This window comes from Sediminimonas sp., assembly GCF_024637375.1.
Classification (GTDB): Bacteria; Pseudomonadota; Alphaproteobacteria; order Rhodobacterales; family Rhodobacteraceae; genus Sediminimonas.
The window spans coordinates 1-7,746 of the sequence record NZ_JAGXFK010000008.1 but is presented as its reverse complement, the minus strand read 5'-3'; the positions used below and the strand labels follow the sequence as shown (position 1 = coordinate 7,746).

11 protein-coding genes are annotated in these 7,746 nt (G+C 67.9%); 5 read left to right on the top strand and 6 right to left on the bottom strand.

All coding sequences use genetic code 11. The features are described 5' to 3' along the window. Positions 1-448 (bottom strand): tetratricopeptide repeat protein (locus Q0L89_RS01020; protein WP_296761806.1); only part of this gene is annotated, 448 nt, incomplete at its 3' end. A 98-nt stretch (positions 449-546) separates the two neighbouring features. On the opposite strand from Q0L89_RS01020, the gene Q0L89_RS01015 reads away from it, so the two are divergent. Then, entirely contained in the window at positions 547-1,299 is a 753-nt protein-coding gene (locus tag Q0L89_RS01015; RefSeq protein WP_296761804.1) for a rhomboid family intramembrane serine protease, read from the top strand. Positions 1,300-1,331: 32 nt separating this feature from the next. Next, positions 1,332-1,667: a GFA family protein gene (locus Q0L89_RS01010; RefSeq protein ID WP_296761802.1), complete on the top strand. Its 336-nt coding sequence runs from the start codon at positions 1,332-1,334 to the stop codon at positions 1,665-1,667. Positions 1,668-1,676: 9 nt separating this feature from the next. Here Q0L89_RS01010 and Q0L89_RS01005 read toward each other — a convergent pair whose 3' ends face one another. Together Q0L89_RS01005 and Q0L89_RS01000 are read right to left on the bottom strand one after the other, a co-directional pair. Continuing rightward, positions 1,677-2,471, bottom strand: coding sequence for an inositol monophosphatase family protein (locus Q0L89_RS01005; protein ID WP_296761800.1), 795 nt, complete (start codon positions 2,469-2,471; stop codon positions 1,677-1,679). A gap of 241 nt (positions 2,472-2,712) precedes the next feature. Beyond that, positions 2,713-4,641 (bottom strand): AsmA family protein, encoded by a 1,929-nt coding sequence (locus tag Q0L89_RS01000; protein WP_296761799.1) that lies wholly within the window; start codon positions 4,639-4,641, stop codon positions 2,713-2,715. A gap of 175 nt (positions 4,642-4,816) precedes the next feature. Between Q0L89_RS01000 and rimO the strand changes: the two genes are divergently transcribed. The 3 genes from rimO (at position 4,817) to cutA (ending at position 6,834) form a co-directional block, all read left to right on the top strand. After that, complete coding sequence (gene rimO / locus Q0L89_RS00995; protein WP_296761797.1) at positions 4,817-6,187, top strand: 30S ribosomal protein S12 methylthiotransferase RimO; 1,371 nt, start codon at positions 4,817-4,819, stop codon at positions 6,185-6,187. Between the two features lie 99 nt (positions 6,188-6,286). Beyond that, a complete protein-coding gene (locus Q0L89_RS00990) occupies positions 6,287-6,529 on the top strand; it encodes a CDGSH iron-sulfur domain-containing protein (RefSeq protein WP_296761795.1) in 243 nt (80 codons plus the stop codon). Next, positions 6,526-6,834 carry a divalent-cation tolerance protein CutA gene (gene cutA / locus Q0L89_RS00985; protein WP_296761794.1) on the top strand — a complete coding sequence of 103 codons (309 nt, stop codon included), beginning with the start codon at positions 6,526-6,528 and terminating at the stop codon, positions 6,832-6,834. The genes Q0L89_RS00990 and cutA overlap by 4 nt, the downstream gene beginning before the upstream one ends. A 123-nt stretch (positions 6,835-6,957) precedes the next feature. Here the strand turns inward: cutA and Q0L89_RS00980 are convergent, their stop codons facing one another. The 3 genes from Q0L89_RS00980 to Q0L89_RS00970 form a co-directional block, all read right to left on the bottom strand. Continuing rightward, positions 6,958-7,212 (bottom strand): DUF6455 family protein, encoded by a 255-nt coding sequence (locus Q0L89_RS00980; protein WP_296761792.1) that lies wholly within the window; start codon positions 7,210-7,212, stop codon positions 6,958-6,960. Then, positions 7,209-7,499 carry a DUF6455 family protein gene (locus tag Q0L89_RS00975; RefSeq protein ID WP_296761791.1) on the bottom strand — a complete coding sequence of 97 codons (291 nt, stop codon included), beginning with the start codon at positions 7,497-7,499 and terminating at the stop codon, positions 7,209-7,211. The genes Q0L89_RS00980 and Q0L89_RS00975 overlap by 4 nt, the downstream gene beginning before the upstream one ends. Before the next feature lies 1 nt (position 7,500). Then, positions 7,501-7,746 (bottom strand): DUF6455 family protein (locus Q0L89_RS00970; RefSeq protein WP_296761789.1); only part of this gene is annotated, 246 nt, incomplete at its 5' end.

Here is a 7,746-nt window from a genome sequence, read left to right as displayed (position 1 = left end):
GCGCCCGACCGGCCCGCGCGGCGACGTGATCGGGCGCCAGGGCGAGCGCACGATCCAGGTCCGTGAGCGCCGCCGCATAATCCTGGCGGATGAAATGCACGAAAGCGCGCTGATTGTAGCCCTCGGCATAATCGGGACAGTAGGCCACCAGCCTGTCAAAGGCGGCGATGGCGCCCAGGAAATCGAACACCGCGCGCTTGCGCATGCCCTTGTCGAGGATCTCCTGAGCCACCGCGTCGGGTGCATCGGCCCACAACTCCCACATGCGGTTGGAAAGATGCCGTGCCGTGGCCTCGTCCGGGGCCGCGCGCACCTGATCCAGCAACGCCTGCAACTTCACCTCGTGATCGGGCGGCGGCGGACACCCCTGCTCCGCGTCCTGGGCTGATGCGAAACGCGGAAAAAGCGCCAGGCAGAGCGCCGCGATAGTGGCGATGGTTCGGGCCATGAAAGAAACATGGCACGGCGCGCTGCCGCGTCAAGCCATCCGCCGCCGCGCGACGCATCCGCTTGACGCGGGCAGCAAATGCCCCAAACCTCTGTACCATGTTCCCGATCCGCGATCACAACCCCTCGAACACTACGCCATACGTCACCTACGCGCTGATCGTGGCCAACATCGTGGTGTTCCTGGCCTATTGGCCGCTTTTCGCCGAACCCGGCGCACTGCGGCAGTTCTTCGATATCTGGGCCATCCTGCCCGCGCGCATCACCCAAGGCGAGGGAACCGAGACGCTGCTTACCTCGATGTTCCTGCATGGCGGGCTCTTGCACCTGGCCGCCAACATGCTGTTTCTGCACATATTCGGCGACAACCTGGAAGACGAGATGGGGCACCTGCCCTACCTCGGCTTCTACCTTGTCAGCGGGCTGGCGGCGGGGCTGGCGCAGGTGATGGCGGCGCCCGCCTCGACGGTGCCCATGGTCGGCGCCTCGGGGGCCATCGCCGGGGTGATGGGGGGCTACCTGCTGCTGTTTCCCCGCGCGCGCGTCGACGTCATCTTCATCTTCATCATCTTCTTCAAGGTGCTGCCGCTACCGGCCTGGATGATGCTGGGAGTGTGGTTCGCGGTCCAGCTTGTCAGCGGCGCGGTCGCTGATCTGTCGGCCGGGGGTGTGGCCTACATGGCCCATGCCGGCGGCTTCCTGGCGGGCATGGCGATGACGCTGCCGCTGTGGCTCAGGCGTGGCGGCACAAGCCACTGGAGCCGCACCCACGGCGCCCCGGCCAACCCCGCCGCCACCTATCGCTGGGTGCGCACCGACGTCCCCACGGTCCGCAGAAAGCGACACAGATGACCAGTTGCAAGGCAACCTGCCACTGCGGCGCCATGGAATTGCGCGTCACGCTCTCAGATGGATTGAACACCGCGCGGCGCTGTGACTGCAGCTATTGCCGCAGGCGCGGGGCGGTGGCCGTCTCGGCGTCGCTGAACGGGGTCGAAGTGACCCGCGGCGCCGAAAACCTGACCCTTTACACCTGGGGCACCGGGACCGCGCAGCACTGGTTCTGCAAGACATGCGGGATCTACACCCACCACCGCCGCCGCTCGAACCCGAACCAATACGGCATCAACGCCGGCTGCATCGAAGGGGTCAACCCGCGCGATCTGGAGCCGGTGCCATGGGCCAACGGGGTCAACCACCCCAGCGACCGGCAACGCTGAGCCTGCCGCCTATTCGCGCGTGCGGATGATCCGGGCGAACTGCTCGAACAGCAGGTTGTTGGCGACCACCAGTTCGCCATGCGCCAGTACCTCGCGGCCTTCGCGAATGGGGCCCACCATCGCCCCCGCCTCGGTGGCGATCAGGGTGCCGGCGGCGATATCCCAGATTTGCAGCTCGCGCTCCCAGAACCCGTCGTAGCGCCCCGCCGCCACATAGGCCAGGTCCAGCGCCGCCGCGCCCCAGCGCCGCACGCCGGCGCATTCCGGCATCAGCCGTGCCAGATCCTGCAAGGTGGCCGGAAGCGTCTTCCTGACGCCGAACGGTACGCCGGTGGCGAAGATCGCCTCGCTCATCCGCGACCTCCCCGACACCCGCAGCCGTTTGTTGTCGTTGAGCCAGGCACCGTTGCCCTTCTCGGCATAGAACATCTCGTCCTTGGCCGCGTCGTAAACGACGCCCGCCACGATCTGCCCGCGATGCTCCAACGCGATGGAAATCGCCCAGTGCGGCAGCCCGTGCAGGAAATTCGTCGTCCCGTCCAGCGGGTCGACGATCCAGCGGCGCGTGGGGTCCTTGCCGTCCTCGCCGCCGGTTTCCTCGCCCAGCCAGCCATAGGTGGGGCGCGCACCGCTCAGTTCCTCGCGCAGAATCCGTTCAGCGGCGATGTCGGCACGGCTGACGAAATCGCCCGCCCCCTTGGTCGAGACCTGCAGGTTCTCCACCTCGCGAAAATCCTTGACCAGCGACCGCCCCGCCTTGCGGGCCGCCTTGATCATGATGTTGAGGTTCGCACTGCCCTGCATGGATCGGCTCCTTGTCGTCAGGGCGCGGCTATACGCGCCCTGCCCGCGCTTGCCAAGCCCCTGACGCGATGGGAAACGACCGCGTCATCCCCGCCCCTGTCGGATGCGGCAAACGGCAGACGCTCCCGGCCGGGTATTTGCGGCCAGCAGATGCCCGCGCGCGCCTCATCGACGACCCTGCTCTTTCGTCTCTCCATGGGTATCCCGGCGGGGGCGGCGCCCCGGGGCCCGCCCACAGTCGTTACTTGAACAGGCCCTTGAGCTTGTCCTCGACCTTTTTCTTGATCGTATCCTCGACGCTCTCGTCCTCGCCGGCGGTCACGCCAAGCTTCTCCTCCACCGCGCGGTCCAACTCCCCGCGGGCCTTTTCCTCAAGCTTTTCCTTTTCCTCCTGGAGGTTCTCGTCTGCCAGCGCCTTCATGTCGGGCCGGATCGACGGGTTGGCCCACGGCCCCTTGATCCGCACCGGGATGGCGATGCCGCCCTCGGCATCCTCGCCGCCGGCGCGCGGCGTGAACAGGTAGTTCAGATCGCGTGCGCCAAGCCCGACGCGCCCCTCGCCGCGGGCCGAGATCATCGGCAAACGCATCAGCAGGTCGTCGTTGCGCAAAACCCCGTCTTCGATCGTGAACGTGGCGGTCAGGCTGTCGAACACGGTGGTGCCGCCGCGCACGTCACCGGCGCGAAACAGCTGATCGAGGTCGATGCCCTGAATCGTGCCACGCCCGGTGCTTATCGTTCCGCCGCCCGACAGCGACCGCATGATGGCATCCACGTTCTGCCCGGCGCCGACGAAGGAAAGCTCGGCCTGGGCCTTGCCGGTAAAGCGGCTGAGGCCCGCAAGGTCGGTCAGCAACCCCTGCACCTCGACACCCTCGGCGCGCAGGTCACCACCCACCGACAGGCCGCTGCGGTTGTTGACCACCAGTTCACCGCGCAAGTTACCGTCATAAGCCGCCACCTGCTCAAGCGTGGCCACCGCGCGCGCCCGCTCCAGCGTCAGGTTGACGCGCGTTCGGCCCAGCGCCAGCGGCCCCAGCAGCATCGAGTCGGCCGCAAGTTCCAGTTCGCCCTCAACCAGCGCCAGCGCGCCCGCATCGATTGGTGCGCGCGACCAGTCGCCATCGCCGGCACCGCCGCCTGCCGGCGCCGCGTCGGCGCCCCCGCCCAGCGACGACAAATCCAGCGCCCCGGCCTCGATTCGGGCCACCACCCGCGGCGGGGCCTGCGCCGCGAACACGTTCACCGCGCCGCGCAAGCGGTTGCCGTCCAGCGTCGCGGTCGCCTCGCGCAGGCTCAGCCGCATGTTCTCGGGGCTCAGGCTCAGATCGCCGCCCAGTTCGGCGCGCCGGCCCAGCCCCTGCGGCAGGTCGATCCCCGGCTGGCCCAGTGCCGCCAGGAACCGCGCCGTATCTGGCAACTCGCCCTCGAGTCGCGCCGCCAGTTGCGGCGCCAGGCTGCCCTGGCCCTCCAGCGACACCTCTCCGCCCGGCGCCGCGACGCGCAGCGACAAGTTCGACACGCCACCTTCGAGGAACTGCGCGAACCGTGCGATGCGCCCGCTTATCTGCACCACCTCTCCGGCCGGGCTGAGGGCTGCGTCGAACTCGGCCGCGCCGTCGAAGTCGGCCCAGCGCAAGTCCAGATCCAGCCCCTCGACGACCGTTTCCTCGCCGCTGCCGCGGTCGGCATAGCGCAGCACACCATCGCTGATCAGCGCCCGGTCGAGGTAAAGCGCCAGCTTGCGCGATCGCGCCCCCTCCTGCCCCGAGGGCGCCACCCCGTCGACACCCAGTTCCCAGTTGACGCGCCCGTCTGCGGCGCGCTCCAGCAAGATGCGCGGGCTGCGCAGTTCCAGCCCGGTGATGCGAATATCGCCCCCGATCAGCGCCACCGGGTCGACCCCCACCTTGAGCGCCTCGGCGCGCAGCATCGGCCCGGCCTCGGACCATGGCGCGTTGCCGATCTCCATCGCCCCGGTGGCAATGCCCAGGACAGGGTAAAAGCTTACCTCGGTGTCGCCCGACAGCGTCACATCGCGCCCCGTCTGGGCGCGGATCTGGTCCGCCGCCACCTGCGCGATCCGCTCGCCCGACAGCATGAAGAATGCCGCGACCAGCAACAGCGCCGCCACCACGAGCGCCCCGATAATCCTGACAATCCACCGCATAACCGTCCCCTCCCGGCGCCGGGCCGCAACCGCGCGAACCCGCCGCCGACAACGGTAATCGCCCGTGTGGCAAACGGCAACATTTCGGCTGTCAGATCGGTGGGCGGCGGCCACCCCCGGCGCGGCGCGCCAAGGCCCCTTTCCCCGCGCCGCGCGCCCGGCTATACGCGGGCCCATGACCAATCCTCCCGACCTGCGCCCCGACCTTGCGCGCGCCCGCCTCACCGCGACGCGCCGCCCCGGCCAACCCACCATCGGCATGGTCAGCCTTGGCTGCCCCAAGGCGCTGGTGGACAGCGAACGCATCCTCACCCGCCTGCGCGCCGAGGGCTACGGTATCTCGCCCGACTATGCCGGCGCCGACGCGGTGATCGTCAACACCTGCGGTTTTCTCGACAGCGCCAAGGCCGAAAGCCTCGACGCCATCGGCGAGGCACTCAAGGAAAACGGCCGCGTCATCGTCACCGGCTGCCTCGGCGCCGAGCCCGGCTATATCACCGGCGCGCACCCCAGGGTGCTGGCGGTGACCGGCCCGCATCAGTACGAACAGGTGCTCGACGCGGTGCACGACGCGGTGCCACCCAGCCCCGACCCGTTCGTCGATCTGCTGCCCGCAAGCGGCGTGTCGCTGACACCGCGCCACTACAGCTATCTCAAGATATCCGAGGGCTGTAACCACAAGTGCCGCTTCTGCATCATCCCCGACATGCGCGGCAAGCTGGCCAGCCGCCCCGCGCATGCGGTGATCCGCGAGGCGGAAAAGCTGGTCGAAAACGGCGTGCGCGAGCTGCTGGTCATCAGCCAGGACACATCGGCCTATGGCGTCGATATCCGCCACGCCACCGACCGCGGCCACCGCGCCCACATTACCGACCTGGCGCGCGATCTGGGGCGCCTGGGCGCTTGGGTGCGGCTGCACTACGTCTATCCGTATCCGCATGTGCGCGACCTGATCCCGCTGATGGCGGAGGGGCTGATCCTGCCCTATCTCGACATCCCCTTCCAGCACGCCCACCCCGACACGCTCAGGCGCATGGCGCGGCCCGCGGCGGCGGCGAAAACCCTGGATGAAATCGCCGCCTGGCGCGCCATCTGCCCCGACGTCACGCTGCGCAGCACTTTCATCGTCGGCTATCCCGGCGAGACCGAGGCCGAGTTCCAGACCTTGCTGGATTGGCTTGACGAGGCGCAACTCGACCGCGTCGGCTGCTTCCAGTACGAAAACGTGGCCGGTGCGCGCTCCAACGACCTTCCCGACCACGTCCCCGAAGAGGTCAAGCAGGACCGCTTTCACCGCTTCATGGAAAAGGCGCAGGCGATCTCCGAGGCCAAGCTTGCCGCCAAGGTGGGCACCCGCCAGCAGGTGATCGTCGATGATATCGACGCCGAGGGCATCGCCACCTGCCGTACCAAGGCCGACGCGCCCGAAATCGACGGCTGCCTGTTCATCGACGAGGGCACCGAGGCGCTGTCGGTGGGCGACATCATCACCGTCGAAGTGGACGAAGCCGGCGAATACGACCTGTGGGGCCGCCTGCCGGGCTGAGCCTGCGGGAATCGCCGTCGCAGGGGCTGGCACGCCCCTTGCGACTCGCGCCCCGCATGCTACCTCCTTCGGCAAAGCCAACCGGTGAGGAGAGCCACGATGACCGACACCCCCGAAATCGCGCAAACGGTGCCTTTTCCCGTCGAGGTGACCGAGGGCAAGGCCTATCTCTGGTGCGCCTGTGGCAAGTCGGCGCGCCAGCCGTTCTGCGACGGGTCGCACAAGGGCAGCGACTTTGCGCCGGTGAAATATACCGCCCCGGCCACGCAAAAGGTGTTTTTCTGCGGCTGCAAGCATACCGGCACTGCACCGCTCTGCGACGGCACGCATTCAGGGCTATGATCCACGTCACCACCACCTGCGCCGACCTCGAAAGCGCCCGCGCACTGGCCTCGGCTGCCATCGACGCGCGGCTTGCCGCCTGTGCCAATATCACGCCGGGCATCGTCAGCCTGTTTTACTGGCAAGGCCAGGTTGCGGAAGAACCCGAGGCGCAACTCACCTTCAAGACCACCGCCGCCTGCCGCGACGCGTTGGTCGCCCTGCTCGCGGCGCACCACCCCTACGACTTGCCGGTCATCACCTGGGAACGGGTCGAGACCACGCCCGAGGTCGCCACCTGGCTCGACGCGGAAACCGGCGGCTGAGCACGCCACGGCGAGGTTGTCCGCCTGGCCGGCACGATAGGTACGCAAGTCGCGTCGGTTCACGCCGCTCGACGCCGCGGGCCCGGAGCGGGCCGGCTGCCGCCCACAAGGCGCCAGGTCGCCTCAATTGGGCGACAGGCTATCCAGCAAGTCCTTGTTCCGGCAGTATTTCGGCGCCTGCGCCGCGTGTTCTTGGCCATCCATCCAGTCCTGGCAGGCCGCCTCGTGCCGGCAAAAGGCACAGCGCATCACCGCGCCGCGGTACCGCGCCACCTCGCCCTCGTCACGGGCAATTCGATCAGCGAAATTCACATCGAGCGTCCGCGCCATACGGCCCATCACGCGGGCGCGGCGACCGATTCTTTCAAGCAGGTTCATCGCTCGTGTCCTTTCATTTCCTGGTTTCTCTTCAACGTGTTGAACGTATCGGCATGGGCACAGAACTCGGCCGCGCGGGCAGCACCAACGGCGCTGTGCGCAAGCCATTCCTGGCAACGCACGACATTCGGGCACTTTCGGCACAGCGCAACCATTTCGGCATAGCGGCTGAAGCTCAGTTCGCCGCTCCGAATCGCGTCGCTCAGGTTCAGATCCATCGTGCGCGCCATCGATCGGGTCATCCAGAAATGCTGGTCGGGATGGCCCAGGTATTCCATCTTGCCCATCTCACCCCTCTTCCTGGCCGACCCGCCGGATTTTCGCCAGGATATTGGCGTTCAAGCAGAATTTCGGGGGACTCGCGGCTTCGTTCCGGGCCAAGAGGCGTTCGCAGTGCTGCGGGCACGGGCATCCGCGGCAGCGCCCTACCATCGCCGCCCAGTCGCGTTGGCGCAATTCGCCCGCCTGCCACGCGCGCATCAGATCCGCCCCCGTGGCACGCGCCATCCGCTGCACCAGCCAGTAGTGGCGCCG

Bases quoted from the DNA above. Each gene is read 5' to 3' on its own strand.
- Q0L89_RS00975 (WP_296761791.1), bottom strand. From the start codon at position 7,499: ATGGGCAAGATGGAATACCTGGGCCATCCCGACCAGCATTTCTGGATG.
- Q0L89_RS01010 (WP_296761802.1), top strand. From the start codon at position 1,332: ATGGAATTGCGCGTCACGCTCTCAGATGGATTGAACACCGCGCGGCGC.
- cutA (WP_296761794.1), top strand. From the start codon at position 6,526: ATGATCCACGTCACCACCACCTGCGCCGACCTCGAAAGCGCCCGCGCA.
- Q0L89_RS00990 (WP_296761795.1), top strand. From the start codon at position 6,287: ATGACCGACACCCCCGAAATCGCGCAAACGGTGCCTTTTCCCGTCGAG.
- rimO (WP_296761797.1), top strand. From the start codon at position 4,817: ATGACCAATCCTCCCGACCTGCGCCCCGACCTTGCGCGCGCCCGCCTC.
- Q0L89_RS01005 (WP_296761800.1), bottom strand. From the start codon at position 2,471: ATGCAGGGCAGTGCGAACCTCAACATCATGATCAAGGCGGCCCGCAAG.
- Q0L89_RS01000 (WP_296761799.1), bottom strand. From the start codon at position 4,641: ATGCGGTGGATTGTCAGGATTATCGGGGCGCTCGTGGTGGCGGCGCTG.
- Q0L89_RS01015 (WP_296761804.1), top strand. From the start codon at position 547: ATGTTCCCGATCCGCGATCACAACCCCTCGAACACTACGCCATACGTC.
- Q0L89_RS00980 (WP_296761792.1), bottom strand. From the start codon at position 7,212: ATGAACCTGCTTGAAAGAATCGGTCGCCGCGCCCGCGTGATGGGCCGT.